Origin of the sequence: Cellulosimicrobium sp. SL-1 (assembly GCF_011033075.1) — a bacterium.
Taxonomy (GTDB): Bacteria; Actinomycetota; Actinomycetes; order Actinomycetales; family Cellulomonadaceae; genus Cellulosimicrobium; species Cellulosimicrobium funkei.
Genome location: NZ_JAACJC010000009.1, coordinates 212129 through 226753, shown reverse-complemented (window position 1 = coordinate 226753; position 14625 = coordinate 212129). Strand labels below are relative to the sequence as shown.

Genomic DNA, 14625 nt, shown 5'->3' with positions numbered 1-14625 from the left:
AGGCTCCGACCGCGCCCGCCGAGGCGCGCGGGACCGCGCGCGTGGCGGTCGAGTACTGCACGCAGTGCCGCTGGCTGCTGCGCGCGGCGTGGGTCGCGCAGGAGCTCCTGCAGACGTTCCGCACGCGCCTGGGCGAGGTGGCCCTCGTGCCCGGCACGGACGGCGTCTTCCGGGTCACGCTCGACGCCGGGGACGGGCCGGTGCTGCTGTGGGACCGCCGCGTCGACGGCGGGTTCCCCGAGGTCCCGGACCTCAAGCGCCGGGTGCGCGACGCCGTCGCGCCCGACCTGTCGCTCGGCCACACCGACCGCGCGGCCACGGCGACGGACCCCGCGACGGACGCCGCGACGCGCACGGACTGAGGCCGGTCGGGCCGCCCGGCAGACGCGGTCCCGCAGGGCGCGGCTCAGCCCTTCTTCGCGCGCGCGGCGGCGAGCCGCTCCTCCTCGGCGCGGACCTTCTTCTGCACCTCGCGCTCGGCCGTCAGCCACTCCGGCGGGTCCTGGCGCAGCGCGTCGATCTCGTCGGTGGTCAGCGGCTCGGTGAGGCCGCCGCGCGTGAGGCCGGAGATCGAGACGCCGAGCCGGCCCGCGACGACGGGCCGCGGGTGCGGGCCGTTGCGGCGCAGGTCCGCGAGCCACTGGGGCGGGTTCTTCTCCATCTCCTCGAGCTGGGCCCGGGTGATGGTGCCCTCCTGGAACTCCTGCGGCGTGGCGGGCAGGTACACCCCGAGCTTCTTCGCCGCGGTGGCGGGCTTCATGGTCTGCGCGGACTGCTTGGGGGTCATGGGCTCCAGGGTAGTCGGCCGGTCGGGTGCCGGCGGTCCGCGGCGGGGCGCGCGGCGGGCGTCCGGCGGGCCCGCGACGGACCGGAGCCGGGCCCGGTGCACCTCGGGCGGGAGCGCGCGGGACCGCGCGCCTAGGCTGTCCGGGTGGACGACGACGCGGGCACGGCTCCCGAGGCAACGACCGACGGCGGCGGGGACGACGGGGCCGGCCGCCGGTTCCGGCTCGCGTACGTCCCCGGCGCGACCCCGGCCAAGTGGGTGCGCACGTGGCGCGAGCGCCTCCCCGACGTGCCGCTCGAGCTCGTCGCCGTCGAGCCCTGCGACGCGGAGCGGGTGCTGCGCGACGACGAGGCCGACGCCGCGATCCTGCGCCTGCCCGTCGACCGCGACGTGCTGAGCGCGATCCGTCTCTACGAGGAGGCGCCGGTCGTGCTCGTGTCGCGCGACCACCTGCTCGCCGCCCTGGAGCCCGAGGAGCCGGTCGCGCTCGACGACCTCGCCGACGACGTGCTGCTGCGGCCGCTCGACGACGTCGTGCCGTGGGCGGGCGAGGCCGGGGCCCCGGACGACGCGCCGCAGCCACCGGGGCGGCCGGCCGACGAGCGGCCCGCGACGACCGGCGACGCGGTCGTGCTGGTCGCCGCGAACGTCGGGGTGGCGGTCGTGCCGCAGTCGCTCGCGCGCCTGCACCACCGCAAGGACGTCACCTACCGCCGCCTGGAGGGGGCGCCGTCGGCCCCCGTCGCGCTCGCGTGGGTCGCGGACCGCGACGACGACGACCTCGTCGAGGAGATGGTCGGGATCGTCCGGGGCCGCACGGCCAACAGCTCGCGCGGGCGTCGCGCGACGGCGCCCGCGGAGGACGCCGCGCCCGCCCGCGAGCGCCGCGACCGCGACGCGCGCGGTGGCGCGGGCCGCGGGGGAGCGGGCACGGGTCGCGGCGGAGCGGGCACCGGTCGTGCGGGAGCGGGCGGCGGGCGCGGCGGGGGCGGCGCGCAGGGCCGCGGAACGCCGAAGGGCCGGGGCGCCCGTGGTCGGGGCGGGAAGCGGCGGTGACGGCTCCGCCGCCCGCGCCGCAGGCTCCGGGTGGCCCGGTCGAGCTCGTGCTGCTCGACGCGGTGCCCCCGGGCGAGCGGGGCCGGCTGCTCGCCGCCGCGCTCCGGCTCCGGCTGGGACCCGGGCAGGAGGAGTTCGTGCCGCCCGCGGCCGACGTCGTCGCCGCGGCCCACGCCGACCCGGGTCGGCACCTGCTGGTCGCCCGCCCGCCGGGCGGCGACCCCGTCGCGCTCGGGGTGCTGCACCCGGGCGGTGCCCCGGCCGAGGTCGCGGCGCTGCTCGACGGCGTCGCCCCGGACGACGTCGTGCTGTTCCGCGGCTTCCTCGTCGACGTCGCGGCGCAGGGCGGCGGCGTCGGGTCGCGCGTCGTGCGGGACCTTCCCGGCGCGGTCGCGGCGCTCGCGGCGCTGCGTGGGCGGACGGCGCCGTACGGGGCGCTCGTCCTCACGGTCAACGACCGCAACGCGGCGGGGCGGCGCGCGTACGCCCGTGCGGGGATGCACGACCGCGGCGCGTACCTCGGGGGCAGCGCCGGGCCGCAGCGGGTCATGGCACGCGCGCTCGCAACATAGGTCTTGACTTATATAAGCACAGTCTGAAAGATGGGGGTCATGGAAGCGTTCGACGTCCTCGGCGACCCGGTGCGTCGCCGGATCCTCGAGCACCTCGCGCACGGCGAGCAGCCCGCCGGCGAGATCGCGGCGCGCGTGGGGGAGGAGTTCGGCATCAGCCAGCCCGCGGTGTCGCAGCACCTGCGCGTGCTGCGGACCAGCGGGTTCGCGTCGGTGCGTCCGGACGGGACCCGGCGCCTCTACGCGCTCGACCCGGCCGCCCTCGACGAGGTCGAGGACTGGACCGCGGGCCTGCGCCGGTTCTGGGAGCAGCGGCTGGACGCGCTCGGGACCGAGCTCGCCCGGGGTGCCCGCGAGCGCCGTCGGGCGACGGCAGCCGGCGCCGACGAGGACGACGAGCGCCCCACCGACACCACCAGGAGGACAGCATGAAGGACTTCATCGCCGAGCTCGAGGCCGCGCGGCGCACCGTCGGGACGGGAGACCTGCCCGCCGGTGCGGCACGGGTCGTCACCATCGAGCGCACCTACCCGGCCGACGTCGAGGACGTGTGGGAGGCCGTCACCGACCCCGAGCGCATCCCGCGCTGGTTCCTGCCCGTGACGGGCGACCTCCGGGTGGGCGGCACCTACCAGGTCGAGGGCAACGCCGGCGGCGAGATCCGCGCGTGCGAGGCCCCGCGGCTCCTGCGGCTCACGTGGGTCATGGGCCCGCCGACGCCGGAGGACACGTCCGTCGTCGAGGTCCGGCTCGCGCCCGCGCCCGACGGCGGCACGACGCTCACGCTCGAGCACACCGCCGTCGTGCCGCCGGAGATGTGGGACCAGTTCGGCCCGGGCGCCGTCGGCGTCGGGTGGGACGGCGCCCTGCTGGGCCTCGGGCTGCACCTCGACGGCCGGGCGACGCTCGACCCCGAGGCCGTCCTCGCGAGCCCCGAGCTGCGCGCGTTCAACGTCGCGAGCAGCGAGGCGTGGGGAGCGGCGCTCGCCGTGGCCGACGGGCTCGACGCGGACGACGTCGCCGCCCGCGTCGCCGCCACGACGGCGTTCTACGTCCCTGCGGACGACGTCCACGCCGAGGACGGCTCGGGCACCCGGTAGGGCCGCCCCCGCGGTCGCGGGTCGCGGGTCGCACCGGGGGCGCCGCGAGGTACCGCCCTGGGGGGACGCCCCGCGGCGGACGTCCGCCGCGGGGCGGATGTTCACCCGTGGTTCACCCGGCATACCCTCGTCCGATGACTTCGCCCGATTCGTCCCGCACCACGACCCTGCCCGACGCCGCCCCGACGCGTGACGAGAGCGACGGCGCGCCGGCCGGACCCACGGCCCCCGAGCCGTCGTCCGGGCTGGCGGGGCAGGCGCTCGTGGCGCTGTCGTGGCTCGTCGGGGCGGCGCTCGTCGTCCTCGTCGCCCGGATGCTGCGCGGCCCGAGCGAGTCCCTCTACCTCGCCGTCACGGCGCGCACGGCCGACCTCCCCGGGACGGAGCTCGTCGCCGAGGGCGGCGTGCTCGTGCTCGTGGCCTGGTGCGCGCTCGTGGCCTGGCGCTCGCGCCGGGGCGGCCCGCCCGCGGTCGCGACGACGCTCGTCGCCGGCGTGGGCGCCGTCGCCGCCTACGCCGCGAGCGAGGCCGTGAAGTCGCTCGTCCGCCAGCCGCGCGGTTGCTGGGAGCTGGTCGAGGTCGCGCACTGCCCCGCGGCGGGCGACTGGTCGTTCCCGAGCAACCACACCGCGATCGCGTTCGCCCTCGCGACCGCCGTCGTCCTCGCCGGCGCGCCGGCCGTGCGGGTCCCCGGCGCCGTGCCGGCGCGGCACGCGACCCGCTCCCGTACGCGCGACCTCGCGGTGTGGGTCGTCGTGCCGGCCCTGCTGGCCGTGGCGGTCGCGGCGGCCCGCGTCGCCCAGGGCGTGCACTTCCCGCACGACGTCGCGGCCGGCGCGGCCGTGGGCGTCGCCGTGGTCGTGGCGGCGGTGACGGTGCTCGCCGGTCCCGCCACGACGGCCGTCGCGGCGGCGTGCCGCGTCGACGGGGTGCGCCGCATGCTGCTCGCCCGACCGTCCTGACCCCGCCCGCGGGCGGCGCCGTCAGCGCGGCGCGGTGACGAAGACGTCGAACAGCTCCGGGTGGTGGGCGTGCACCAGCACGGCGAACACCACGACGTCGAACAGCAGGTGGACGGCCACGACGTACGTGAGCGACTTGCTCCAGGAGAAGATCCAGCCCTGGACGAGCGCGAACGGCACGGTGAGCAGCGGGCCCCACTCGCGGTAGCCGAGCTCCCAGAGGAACGACACGAAGACCGTCGCCTGCAGCAGGTTCGCCGTCCACACCCCGAAGTGCTCGCGGTACAGCGCGAAGACCACGCACACGAAGAACAGCTCGTCCCAGATGCCCACCGCGTTGACGCCGACGAACAGGCGCGCGATCTCCGCGCCGCCCGTGATCGGCGGCCAGTTGAGGTACGCGCCCGACCCGATGAAGTAGAACGGCAGGATCAGGTAGCCCGCCACGACGACCACGACCAGGTACACGACCTGCCCCCGCGTCCAGCGGCGCCCCGTCGCGACGGGGAACGTGACGGCGTCCTCGCGGAAGACGAAGCGGGACAGCGCCCACGGGACGAGCACCGCGAGGGAGAGCACGACGGCGAAGCGCACCATGCCGGCGTCGGACAGGTCGGCCTTCAGCGAGATGGTCGAGATGATCCCCATCCCGACGCCGACCAGCGCGAGGTCGCGGCCGAGGCGCCGGTCCACGAGCAGCCCGAGCGCGACCCCGAGGACGAGCGGGACGTACCCGAGCGGGCGCGCGTGGACCGCGAAGAGCAGCACCGCGGAGCCGGACACGAGGACCGCGGCGAGCAGCCGCAGGGGCGACCCGACCGCCCAGGGCGGGCGGGCGGCGTCGGGCAGCGGGCTGAGTGCGGCGGAGGTCACGCGCACACGGTGCCACGACCGGCGGGCGGGGGCGCGCGCCGCCGCGCCGGGACCGGGCCGCGACCGGGCCGTGCGAGCCCCGGCGCTACAGCTCCTCGTACACCGCCGGGTCCTGGCCGTTCGTGCGCCCGTCCGCCCGGGCGAGCCCGGTCAGGGCGTTCATCTCGTGCGTGGTCAGCTCGAACGAGAACACGTCGAGGTTCTCGCGCTGACGCTCCGGCGACGACGCCTTCGGCAGCGGCACGACGCCGAGCTGCACGTGCCAGCGCAGGATCGCCTGCACCGGGGAGACGCCGTGCGCGGCCGCGACCTGCGTGACGACCGGGTCCCGGAGCAGGTCGTTCGCGCGTCCGATCGGGCTCCACGCCTCCGTGACGACGCCGCGCTCCGCGTCCGCCGCACGCTGGAGCGGCTGCGGGAAGTACGGGTGCAGCTCGACCTGGTTCACGACGGGCGTCACGCCCGTCGCCGCGATCACCGCGTCCAGGTGCTCCGGCAGGAAGTTCGAGACGCCGACGTGCCGGACCAGGCCCCGGTCGCGGCACTCCACGAGCGCCTCGTACGCCTCGACGTACCGGCCCACGCGCGGGTTGGGCCAGTGCACGAGGTACAGATCGAGGTAGTCCAGGCCCGTGCGCAGCACCGACTCCTCGACCGTCCGGACGGCGTCGTCGTGCGCGTGGTGGCGCCCGGGGAGCTTCGACGTCACGAGCACGTCCTCGCGCGCGACGCCCGAGCGGCGCACCGCCGCGCCCACGGCGCCCTCGTTCTCGTAGCTGAACGCGGAGTCGACGAGCCGGTACCCCGCGTCGATCGCGCGCGCGACGGCGTCCGCGCCCTCCTCGCCCTGGAGCCGGTAGGTGCCGAGGCCGATCGCGGGGATCGTCGTGCCGTCCTGCGCCGCGAGGGTGGGGATCGTCATGGGCCCATCGTGCGGGCGACCCCGGCGGCCCCGCACCTCGGCGGGACGCGGCAGCGGGACGTCGCGCGGGCGAGATGCGAGAAGTGGCCCCTGGTCCGGCGGGACCAGGGGCCACTTCTCACCTCTCGGCGGGTGCTACGCGGCGCTCGGGAACGGGACCCCCGTGGTCGCGTGGCAGCGGTAGCCGTTCGGGTTCTTGTCGAGGTACTGCTGGTGGTAGTCCTCGGCGTAGTAGAACGGCCCGGCCTCGGCCGCGGGGCGCATCTCGGTAGTCACGGGGTCGTAGCCCTTGGCCTCGAGCACCGCGGAGTAGCGCGCCGCCGTCTCGCGGACGGCCTGCTCCTGCTCGGGCGTCGTCCAGTACACGGCGGACCGGTACTGGGTGCCGACGTCGTTGCCCTGGCGATAGCCCTGCGTCGGGTCGTGGCGCTCCCAGAAGATCTTGAGCAGCTCCTCCTCGGAGACCTTCGTCGGGTCGTACGCGACGAGCGCCGTCTCGGTGTGGCCGGTCCGCGCGGTGCACGCCTCCTCGTAGGTGGGGTTCGGCGTCGTGCCGCCCATGTAGCCGACGGCGGTGCTCACCACCCCGGGGACCTGCCAGAAGATCTCCTCGGCGCCCCAGAAGCAGCCCATCGCCAGGTAGAGCACGCGCGTGCCCTCGGGCCACGGTCCGGTGATCGAGGTGCCGAGCACGGTGTGGGGACGCGGCGCCTGCAGCACGGGCGACTGGCGCCCGGGCAGCGCGTCCTCGGGGGCGATCATCGTCGTCTTGCCGGACGAGCCGAAGATCGCGTCGAAGATCGAGTTCATCGCTTACCTCCTGAGGGTGCCCGGACGACCGGGGCGCTGGCCCACGACGCATCGTCCTGGCACGGGGTAGAACGCGGCGGGGGCGGTCGGTGTTCCGCGGACGTGCCGCGACCGGGGGCCGGGCGCGCGTCCGGCCCGAGCCTCTCACGGGACGATCGAGTCGATGTACCCGCCGTCGACGCGCACCGCGGCGCCGGTCGTCGCCGACGCGAGCGGTGACGCGAGGTAGGCGACCATGTGCGCGATCTCCTCCGGCTCGATGAGGCGCTGGAGCAGCGACTGCGGGCGGTGCTCGCGCATGAACACGCGCTGCGCCTCGTCCCACGGCAGGTCGTCGCCGACGAGCTCGCGCGCGAACGCCTCCACCCCGCCCGTGTGCGTGGGCCCGGCGAGCACGCTGTTCACCGTGACGCCCGTGCCCGCCGCCGCCTTGGCGAACCCGCGCGAGACGCCGAGCAGCGCCGTCTTCGTCACGCCGTAGTGGATCATCTCGGCCGGGATCACGACCGCCGAGTCGCTCCCGACGAACTGCACCCGGCCCCAGCCGCGCTCCGTCATCCCCGGCAGGTACGCGCGCGTGAGCCGCACGCCCGCGAGGACGTTCACCTCGAAGTAGCGGCGCCACGTGGCGTCGTCGATCGCGAGCGGGTCCGCGCTCGAGAAGATGCCGAGGTTGTTCACCAGCACGTCGACGTGCGGCACGGCGTCGAGCACGGCCGCCGTCCCCTCGTCGGTCGCGAGGTCGGCGGCCACGCCCAGCACGTCCGCCCCGGGCACGTGCTCGCGCACGTCGGCGGAAGCCCGCTGCGCCGTCTCCTCGGAGCGCCCGTTGACGACGACCGCCGCGCCGCACGCCGCGAGCGTGCGCGAGATCGCGAGCCCGATCCCCTGCGCCGAGCCGGTGACGAGCGCCCTCCTGCCGTCCAGGTCGATCCTCATGCGCGGGCTCCTTCCGGGTCGTCGGACGACGGTCGCCGCCCGCCTCCCTACCGTGGCCCGCGGCGGTCGCGGCCGCCACCGCCCCACCGCCCCCGCCATGGCCGCCGTCGCCACGGCCGCCGCCGAGCAGGTGGTCCTGGCTCGTCCGGGTAGCGGGACGGACCAGGACCGCCTGCTCGGCGCAGGGGGTGCGCCTAGGCTGGTCGGGTGACCATCTCGAGCGAGCACCCCGACTGGACCACCACCGGCTTCTCCACGCGTGCGATCCACGCGGGCCAGGACCCGGACGCGACGACCGGCGCCGTCGTGCCGCCGATCCACCAGGTCTCGACGTACAAGCAGGACGGCGTCGGCGGGCTGCGCGGCGGCTACGAGTACTCGCGCTCCGCGAACCCGACGCGCACCGCCCTCGAGGAGGCGCTCGCGGCCGCGGAGTCCGGCGGCCTGCGCCCGACGGCGGACGGGTCGCCCGCCGCGCGCGGGTTCGCCTTCGCGTCCGGCCTCGCGGCCGAGGACACGCTGCTGCGCGCCGTCGTGCGCCCCGGGGACCACGTGATCGTGCCCGACGACGCGTACGGCGGCACCTACCGCCTCATCGCCCGCGTGTTCGGCCCGTGGGGCGTCGAGCACACGCCCGTCGACCTCACGGACGTCGAGGCCGTGCGCGCCGCCGTGCGCCCCGAGACGCGCGTCGTCTGGGTCGAGACCCCGACGAACCCGCTGCTCGGCGTGAGCGACGTCGCGGCGCTCGCGGGCGTCGCGCACGACGCCGGGGCGCTGCTCGTCGTCGACAACACGTTCGCGACGCCCTACCTCCAGCAGCCGCTCGCGCTGGGGGCGGACGTCGTCGTGCACTCGACGACGAAGTACGTCGGGGGCCACAGCGACGTCGTCGGGGGAGCGCTCGTCGTGGCGACGGGTGCGCAGCTCCCCGGCGGGCTCGCGTCGCCCGCGGGCGGCACGGACGTCGCGGGGGCGGTGGGCTTCCACCAGAACGCGTCGGGCGCCGTCGCCGGGCCGTTCGACGCGTGGCTCACGCTGCGCGGGCTCAAGACGCTCGCGGTGCGCATGGACCGCCACCAGGCGAACGCGGCCGCGGTCGCGGAGTTCCTCGACGCGCACCCGGCCGTGACCGAGGTGATCTACCCGGGCCTCGCGTCGCACCCGGGCCACGAGCTCGCCGCGCGTCAGATGTCCGGTTTCGGCGGCATGGTCTCGTTCCGCGTGGGCAGCGAGGCCAAGGCGCTCGACGTGTGCGCGCGCACCCGGGTGTTCACGCTCGCGGAGTCGCTGGGCGGGGTCGAGTCGCTCGTCGAGCACCCCGGCCGCATGACGCACGGCTCCGTCGCGGGCACGGCGCTCGAGGTCCCCGACGACCTCGTCCGGCTCTCCGTCGGCATCGAGGACGTCGAGGACCTCCTCGCCGACCTCGGGCAGGCGCTCGCCTGACGGGGAGATCCTGCGCACACCGCGCGGGCTCGCCGTGCGCAGGGGCGCGCGGCGGGGGCCGCTCCCCTAGGGTTGCGCTGTGAGCGCGCAGACGGACCAGCACCGCACCCCCGACCCGCTTCCTCCCGCGCGTCCCGGCGCAGCGGCCGTGCCCGACGCCGTGCGCTCGGCCGCCGCGTGGTCGTGGCGCCTGCTGCTCATCGGCGCGGCGATCGCGGCCGGGCTGTGGGTCGTGACGCAGCTCAAGGTGATCGTCGTGCCGATCGCGGTGGCGCTGCTGCTCACCGTGCTCCTCACGCCGGTCCAGCGGTTCTTCCGGCGGCACCTGCGCATGTCGCGCGGCCTCGCGTCGGGCGCCGCGCTCATCGCGCTCATCGTCGTGGTCGCGGGGCTCATCGCCATCGCGGGGCAGCAGATCGTCAGCGGCTTCCAGGACCTGCGCGACCAGGCCGTCGAGGGCTTCGAGCAGTTCACGAACTGGCTCGCCGACGGCCCCCTCGGCCTCGACTCCACCACGCTCTCGCACTGGCTCGACCAGGCGGGGACCGCGGTCTCCGAGAACCAGGACTCGATCGTCTCGGGCGCGCTGGGCGCGGCGACGACCATCGGCCACGTGCTCGCCGGGGCCCTCATCGCCCTGTTCTGCACGTTCTTCTTCCTGCTCGACGGCCGCTCGATCTGGTCGTGGGTCGTGGGGCTGCTCCCGCTGCGCGCCCGCGACCGCGTGCACCAGGCCGGCCGTCGCGGCATCGTGACGCTCGCCGCGTACACGCGCACCCAGATCCTCGTCGCCGCGGTCGACGCGGTCGGCATCGGCGTCGGTGCCGCGTTCTTCGTGCCGTCGCTCGCGCTGCCGCTCGGCATCCTCGTCTTCGTCGGGTCGTTCATCCCGATCGTCGGTGCCATCGTCACCGGGTCCATCGCCGTGCTCGTCGTGCTCGTCGCGCAGGGCTGGGTGCAGGCGCTCGTCATGCTCGGCATCGTGCTGCTCGTGCAGCAGATCGAGGGCCACATCCTCCAGCCCTTCCTCATGGGGCACGCGGTCTCGCTGCACCCCGTCGCCGTCCTGCTCGTCGTCGCGGCCGGTAGCTTCGCCGCGGGCATCGTCGGCGCGCTGTTCGCGGTCCCGATCGCCGCGGTGCTCAACACGGTGGTGCTCTACCTGCACGGCCACGACAAGTTCCCCGAGCTCGGCACCGACGACCGCGTCGTCGTGCGCGGCAGCCCGCAGCCGCCCGTCATCGCGCGCGCCGAGTCCGACCTCGACGACACGGGCGCCCGCCGCCCCGGTCGCCGGGCGCACGACGCCGGCGGCTCGGCGGTCGTCGAGACGCAGGACGCCGGCGTCGCCGACGCACCGGGCGAGGGCACACCGGGAGAGGCGCGGTGACCTCAGGTCCCGTGCCCGTCCCGCTCGACGACGTCCGCGACGCCGCCCGCCTGCTCGACGGCGTCGCGTACCGCACGCCGGTGCACACCACCCGGGCGATCAGCGAGGCGGCTGGCGTCCGGGTCCTGCTCAAGTGCGAGAACCTCCAGCGCGCGGGGTCGTTCAAGGTCCGCGGCGCCTACGTGCGCATGGCGCGCCTGAGCGTCGACGAGAAGGCGCGCGGCGTCGTCGCGGCGAGCGCGGGCAACCACGCGCAGGGCGTCGCGTTCGCCGCGGGCCTGCTCGGCATCCGGGCCGTCGTGTACATGCCGGTCGACGCCGCACTCCCCAAGGTCGCGGCGACGCGCCAGTACGGTGCCGAGGTCCGGCTCGTGGGCGCCGACGTGGACGAGACGCTCGCCGCCGCGCGCGCCGAGGCCGACCGCACGGGCGCCGTCTTCATCCACCCGTTCGACCACCCCGACGTCGTCGCGGGCCAGGCGACCATCGCGCTCGAGATCCTCGAGCAGGTGCCCGACGTCCGGACCGTCGTCGCCCCGCTCGGCGGCGGCGGGCTCGTCGCCGGGCTCGCCGCGGCGTTCGCCCAGGCCGCGCCGCACGTGCGCGTCATCGGGGTGCAGGCGGAGCGTGCCGCGGCCTACCCGGGCTCGCTCGCCGCGGGAGAGCCGACGACGGCCCGGCTCGCCGGGACGATGGCCGACGGCATCGCGGTCGGGACCCCGGGTGCGGTGCCGTTCGGGATCGTCGCGCACCACGGCGTCGAGGTGCGCACCGTGACCGAGGAGGAGATCTCCCGGTCCCTGCTCATGGTCGCCGAGCGTGCGAAGCTGCTCGTGGAGCCCGCCGCCGCGACCGGTGTCGCGGCGCTCCTGTCCGGGACGGCCGCGGTCGACGCGGGCGCGGCGGACCCGGTCGAGGGACCGGTCGTCGTCGTGCTGTCCGGAGGGAACGTCGACCCGCTCGTGCTGCTGCGGGTCGTGCGGCACGGCCTCGCCGCCGCGGGCCGGTACATCCAGCTCCAGGTGCTGCTCGACGACCGCCCCGGCGCCCTCGCGCGCATGCTCGAGGCGGTCGCGGCGAGGCGCGGCAACATCATGCACATCGACCACGACCGCACCGACGTGGGCCTCGCGATCGGCGAGGCGTGGGTGCGCATGCAGGTCGAGACCAAGGGGCCCGAGCACTGCGACGAGCTCGTCGCGCACCTGCGCTCCGCGGGCTACCGCGTCGAGCGCAGCGACGGCGGGTCGCCGCGGGTCTGACGAGACCTGAGAAGCGAGAAGTGGCCCCTCCCGCGCGTGCCGGAGGGCCCACTTCTCACTTCTCACGTCTCGCCCACCCGCCTCTCGGCCGGCGGCCGGCAGTCAGGTGGTCCGGTGCGCCGGGGTGACGACGCGCGGGCGCGTGGCCGGGTCGGGAGCGTCCGGGAGCTCTTCCGGGCGCGCGCCGCGGTCGACGAAGGCTTGCAGAATCCGGCCCTCGGTCGAGGGCCAGCGGCCGAGGACGTCGTACGCGAACAGCACGATCACCCGCCATCCGAGCCGTTCCAGCTCCTCCTGCCGCGCGACGTCGTTCAGGCGCTGCCGCGCGGAGGTCAGGTGGTGCCGGCCGTCGTACTCCACCGCGATGCGGAGCTCGGGCCAGCACAGGTCGGGTCGTGCGAGCCAGCGTCCGTCGTCGTCGACGACGTCGGCCCCGACGACCGGGCAGGGGAAGCCCGAGTCGACCAGCCGGAGGCGCAGCAGCGTCTCCATGGGGGAGTCCACGAAACGGCGGGAACGGTGGAGCGCGGACGCGAGCGGCACGACCCCGCGTCGACCGCGCAGCAGGTGCACGCGCGCCTCGAGCCGGTCGCGGGGGTACGGGCGGGCTCGTCCCCGGGCGCCGAGGACCGCGTCCAGGACGACGACGAGGTCCGTCTCGGTGAGACCGTGCCCGCCCGCGGCGACGAGCGCCGCCAGGTCGGCGACGGTCCTGTCCGTGCCGGTCACGGCGAGCTCGTGCCGGACGACGACGTCGCGCCCCGGCAGGCCGACGTGCGTGACGACACCGGTCGCGTCGAGGGGTCGCGTGCCGGGTGGCCCCGAGACGTGCAGCGGAGAGAGGCCGGACACGCCGGGCGGGAGCGGCAGGTCCCACAGCGCGGCAGCGGTGGTGTGGGAGAAGGCGGCCGCGCGCGGGAGCGCGAGCCGGACGGCGGCGGCGACGGACCGCAGGTCGTCGCGCCGGGCGGCGTCCATGCGGACGCCCCGCACCGGGGCGTGGAGCCGCGGTGAGCGCAGCTGCTTCCGGCTCACGCCGAGGCGGAGCGCCTCGGCGACGACGAACGGCGGGTCGGGCACCGGGACGGGCATGCCGAGAGTGTCCCCGAGCACACCCCCGACCTGCCGAGGAACGGCCAAGACCTGTGGACGAAGCAGACGAGAGCTGCCGAGAAGCGAGAAGTGGCCCCTCCGACACGTGTCGGAGGGGCCACTTCTCACGTCTCGCCCGGCGGCGTCGCGGCCGCCGGGGGCGCGTCAGCCCTCGAAGGGCTTCGCGGCGGTGATCTTCACGGCGATCTCGTTGCCGTTCGGAGCGGTGTAGCTGGTCTCGTCGCCGACGGTCTTGCCGTCGATCGCGGCACCGAGCGGGGACGTCGGCGAGTACACGTCGAGGTCCGTCGTGCCGGCGATCTCGCGCGAGCCGAGGAGGAACGTCATCTCGTCGCCCGCGACGACGGCCGTGACGACCATGCCGGCCTCGACCTTGCCGTCGTCCGGCGGCGTGCCGATGCGCACGTTGCGCAGCTTCTCGGTGAGCTCGCGGATGCGGGCCTCGTTCTTGGCCTGCTCCTCGCGGGCGGCGTGGTAGCCGCCGTTCTCCTTGAGGTCGCCCTCGTCACGGGCGGCGGCGATGCGCTCCGCGATCTCGGTGCGGCCCTCGCCGGACAGGTGGGCGAGCTCGGCCTGCAGCCTGTCGTGCGCCTCCTGGGTCAGCCAGGTGACGGTGGTGTCGGTCACGGTTCGCTCCTTCCTTTCCATGGTTCGACGGTCGCGCCGGGCACGGCCGTGCAGAGACGGGCAGCCGGGGCGCGTGCTCACGCGAGCGCCTGCCTGCCCGGGTCGGTGACGCTGCCCGGGTGGCAGCGCGGAGGACTGGTTCCCGCCGGACCGCCGGGTCGCCCGATGGTCGGTCGCCTGTCACGAGCACCGGCCGCGGGCCGCACGCGGTCGGGTGCGGGAATCCCTCAGGATAGCAAAGCACGAGGTGCGGACGGCGCGGGGCGGGGCGGTCCGCCGGCGCGACGGCCGGGAGTGCGGCGGCTGGTCCGCACGACGGCCGGGCGGCTCAGGGAGCCGGGCGGCAGGACTGGACGATCCCCGTCGTGGCGAGCTCCGACGTCGCGACGCTCACGGTGTAGCGGGACTCCGTGACCTCGACGGGGCCGACCGTCACGTCGACCGTGCCGACCTGCGCGTAGCTCTCGGCGAGTGCGTCCAGGGTGCACGTCGCCGTCGTGCCGGGATCCATGTACACCTCGAACGTGACGTCCACGCGCTCCGGGCTGACGACGGTGTACCCGAAGTCCTTGAAGCGCACCGGCTCGTTCGCGTAGCGCAGCCCGATGACGAACGTGATGGCGAGCCCGACGACCGCGACGAGCACGATCCCGACGACCGCCAGGCGCCGACGCCGCTCGGTGGGCTCGGGCCCGTACCGGCCCGCTGGAGGGCGCAGGGGCGTGCTCGGGCTCGGCTGCGGGGCGGTGGTCTCGTTCGTCAT

17 protein-coding genes are annotated in these 14625 nt (G+C 75.8%); 9 read left to right on the top strand and 8 right to left on the bottom strand.

What is annotated here, in order from left to right; genetic code table 11:
* Nucleotides 1-41: 41 nt before the first annotated feature.
* Nucleotides 42-362 (top strand): SelT/SelW/SelH family protein, encoded by a 321-nt coding sequence (locus GWJ10_RS15320; RefSeq protein ID WP_346773837.1) that lies wholly within the window; start codon nucleotides 42-44, stop codon nucleotides 360-362.
* A 44-nt stretch (nucleotides 363-406) separates the two neighbouring features.
* Here the strand turns inward: GWJ10_RS15320 and GWJ10_RS15315 are convergent, their stop codons facing one another.
* Nucleotides 407-787 (bottom strand): DUF5997 family protein, encoded by a 381-nt coding sequence (locus tag GWJ10_RS15315; RefSeq protein WP_034650386.1) that lies wholly within the window; start codon nucleotides 785-787, stop codon nucleotides 407-409.
* A gap of 144 nt (nucleotides 788-931) precedes the next feature.
* Between GWJ10_RS15315 and GWJ10_RS15310 the strand changes: the two genes are divergently transcribed.
* The 5 genes from GWJ10_RS15310 (at nucleotide 932) to GWJ10_RS15290 (ending at nucleotide 4477) form a co-directional block, all read left to right on the top strand.
* Nucleotides 932-1843 (top strand): LysR substrate-binding domain-containing protein, encoded by a 912-nt coding sequence (locus tag GWJ10_RS15310; RefSeq protein WP_163188348.1) that lies wholly within the window; start codon nucleotides 932-934, stop codon nucleotides 1841-1843.
* Nucleotides 1840-2415, top strand: a complete 576-nt coding sequence (locus GWJ10_RS15305) for a GNAT family N-acetyltransferase (protein ID WP_163188346.1) — start codon at nucleotides 1840-1842, stop codon at nucleotides 2413-2415. Before GWJ10_RS15310 ends, GWJ10_RS15305 begins: the two co-directional genes overlap by 4 nt.
* Nucleotides 2416-2454: 39 nt before the next feature.
* Nucleotides 2455-2847 (top strand): metalloregulator ArsR/SmtB family transcription factor, encoded by a 393-nt coding sequence (locus GWJ10_RS15300; RefSeq protein ID WP_061267446.1) that lies wholly within the window; start codon nucleotides 2455-2457, stop codon nucleotides 2845-2847.
* Nucleotides 2844-3515, top strand: a complete 672-nt coding sequence (locus GWJ10_RS15295) for an SRPBCC family protein (RefSeq protein ID WP_163188344.1) — start codon at nucleotides 2844-2846, stop codon at nucleotides 3513-3515. Before GWJ10_RS15300 ends, GWJ10_RS15295 begins: the two co-directional genes overlap by 4 nt.
* A gap of 134 nt (nucleotides 3516-3649) precedes the next feature.
* Nucleotides 3650-4477 (top strand): phosphatase PAP2 family protein, encoded by an 828-nt coding sequence (locus GWJ10_RS15290; protein WP_241005845.1) that lies wholly within the window; start codon nucleotides 3650-3652, stop codon nucleotides 4475-4477.
* A gap of 21 nt (nucleotides 4478-4498) precedes the next feature.
* Here the strand turns inward: GWJ10_RS15290 and GWJ10_RS15285 are convergent, their stop codons facing one another.
* The 4 genes from GWJ10_RS15285 to GWJ10_RS15270 all read right to left on the bottom strand — a co-directional run bounded on the left by GWJ10_RS15285 (nucleotide 4499) and on the right by GWJ10_RS15270 (nucleotide 8021).
* A complete protein-coding gene (locus GWJ10_RS15285) occupies nucleotides 4499-5326 on the bottom strand; it encodes a CPBP family intramembrane glutamic endopeptidase (RefSeq protein ID WP_034653394.1) in 828 nt (275 codons plus the stop codon).
* 109 nt (nucleotides 5327-5435) lie between these two features.
* Nucleotides 5436-6272: an aldo/keto reductase gene (locus GWJ10_RS15280; RefSeq protein ID WP_061267449.1), complete on the bottom strand. Its 837-nt coding sequence runs from the start codon at nucleotides 6270-6272 to the stop codon at nucleotides 5436-5438.
* Nucleotides 6273-6407: 135 nt separating this feature from the next.
* Nucleotides 6408-7082 carry a peptide-methionine (S)-S-oxide reductase MsrA gene (gene msrA / locus GWJ10_RS15275; RefSeq protein ID WP_021479764.1) on the bottom strand — a complete coding sequence of 225 codons (675 nt, stop codon included), beginning with the start codon at nucleotides 7080-7082 and terminating at the stop codon, nucleotides 6408-6410.
* A 144-nt stretch (nucleotides 7083-7226) separates the two neighbouring features.
* Nucleotides 7227-8021, bottom strand: a complete 795-nt coding sequence (locus GWJ10_RS15270; RefSeq protein ID WP_061267450.1) for an SDR family oxidoreductase — start codon at nucleotides 8019-8021, stop codon at nucleotides 7227-7229.
* A 213-nt stretch (nucleotides 8022-8234) separates the two neighbouring features.
* Between GWJ10_RS15270 and GWJ10_RS15265 the strand changes: the two genes are divergently transcribed.
* From GWJ10_RS15265 to ilvA, 3 genes are all read left to right on the top strand, one after another.
* The gene (locus GWJ10_RS15265) at nucleotides 8235-9470 is read left to right on the top strand and encodes a cystathionine gamma-synthase (RefSeq protein WP_163188395.1); all 1236 of its coding nucleotides are present in this window, start codon (nucleotides 8235-8237) and stop codon (nucleotides 9468-9470) included.
* Between the two features lie 79 nt (nucleotides 9471-9549).
* Nucleotides 9550-10860: an AI-2E family transporter gene (locus tag GWJ10_RS15260; RefSeq protein ID WP_081600043.1), complete on the top strand. Its 1311-nt coding sequence runs from the start codon at nucleotides 9550-9552 to the stop codon at nucleotides 10858-10860.
* Nucleotides 10857-12122: a threonine ammonia-lyase gene (ilvA, locus tag GWJ10_RS15255; RefSeq protein WP_163188342.1), complete on the top strand. Its 1266-nt coding sequence runs from the start codon at nucleotides 10857-10859 to the stop codon at nucleotides 12120-12122. Before GWJ10_RS15260 ends, ilvA begins: the two co-directional genes overlap by 4 nt.
* Nucleotides 12123-12224: 102 nt before the next feature.
* Here the strand turns inward: ilvA and GWJ10_RS15250 are convergent, their stop codons facing one another.
* From GWJ10_RS15250 to GWJ10_RS15240, 3 genes are all read right to left on the bottom strand, one after another.
* Nucleotides 12225-13214 (bottom strand): hypothetical protein, encoded by a 990-nt coding sequence (locus GWJ10_RS15250; RefSeq protein ID WP_163188340.1) that lies wholly within the window; start codon nucleotides 13212-13214, stop codon nucleotides 12225-12227.
* Between the two features lie 165 nt (nucleotides 13215-13379).
* Nucleotides 13380-13862 carry a transcription elongation factor GreA gene (gene greA, locus GWJ10_RS15245; protein WP_021483866.1) on the bottom strand — a complete coding sequence of 161 codons (483 nt, stop codon included), beginning with the start codon at nucleotides 13860-13862 and terminating at the stop codon, nucleotides 13380-13382.
* Between the two features lie 328 nt (nucleotides 13863-14190).
* Nucleotides 14191-14625 carry a DUF4307 domain-containing protein gene (locus tag GWJ10_RS15240; RefSeq protein ID WP_061267455.1) on the bottom strand — a complete coding sequence of 145 codons (435 nt, stop codon included), beginning with the start codon at nucleotides 14623-14625 and terminating at the stop codon, nucleotides 14191-14193.